1 protein-coding gene is annotated in these 833 nt (G+C 36.7%); it reads left to right on the top strand.

Going from position 1 to position 833, the window contains the following annotated elements; all coding sequences use genetic code 11:
* Nucleotides 1-833: malectin domain-containing carbohydrate-binding protein (locus PW52_RS15965; protein ID WP_044633987.1), on the top strand; the 833-nt coding region annotated here is incomplete at both ends.

The following is an 833-nucleotide window of genomic DNA, read 5'->3' as shown; positions in this document are numbered from 1 at the left end:
TCTGATATTGACTGGGAAAGCAACAATACTTCTGGTGCATATACAGGCACTAACTACGCAGTTAACACGGGTAATGCATACGCACATAACGTTAACATTACTAGACACAGTTCTATCCCAGATTATATTGATAACGCTACCTTTAATACTATTTTTAATACAGAACGTTACGATGTTAGCGCAGCTCCTGAAATGGAATTCAATTTTAATGTCGATAATGCCGACTATATGGTGAATATTTTCTTCTCAAATACCTACAACGGTATTGATGGTGAAGGTGAACGTATTTTCGATATTGCTATAGAAGGAAACACTGTACAATCTAACTTAGACCTTGTCGCTCAATATGGGCACCGTGTTGGCGTTATGCTTAGCTTTCCGGTTACCGTTGACGATAACGTTCTTAATATTGAATTCCTTCACTCGGTTATTGAAAACCCGCTATTGAACGCTATTGAAATTAGATTAATTGCCAATGAAGAACCTATAGAAGTAGAACTTATAGCAACTCAAAATAATAACGTTAATGATATTATAGACGGCACTCTAAATGTTGTAGCTTCAGGAGGCGATGGTAATTTAGTGTACACTGCTTCTGGTTTACCTAATGGAATTACTCTTGATAGTGCTACTGGTACTTTTAACGGAACTATTGCTTCTGATGCAGACACAAATAGTCCTTACACTGTTACTGTAACAGTTGACGATAGTGATAACTATTCAAATGATGTAACTACTATTTCTTTTGAGTGGAACATTGTAAATCCTGATTCGTTTGTTCCACTTTACCGCATTAATGCTGGGGGACCTTTAATTACAGCTACAGATTCTGA

Origin of the sequence: Neotamlana sedimentorum, from assembly GCF_000943565.1 — a bacterium.
Classification (GTDB): Bacteria; Bacteroidota; Bacteroidia; order Flavobacteriales; family Flavobacteriaceae; genus Neotamlana; species Neotamlana sedimentorum.
The sequence above is the reverse complement of the archived record's forward strand: the minus strand, read 5'-3'. Positions and strand labels throughout refer to the sequence as shown.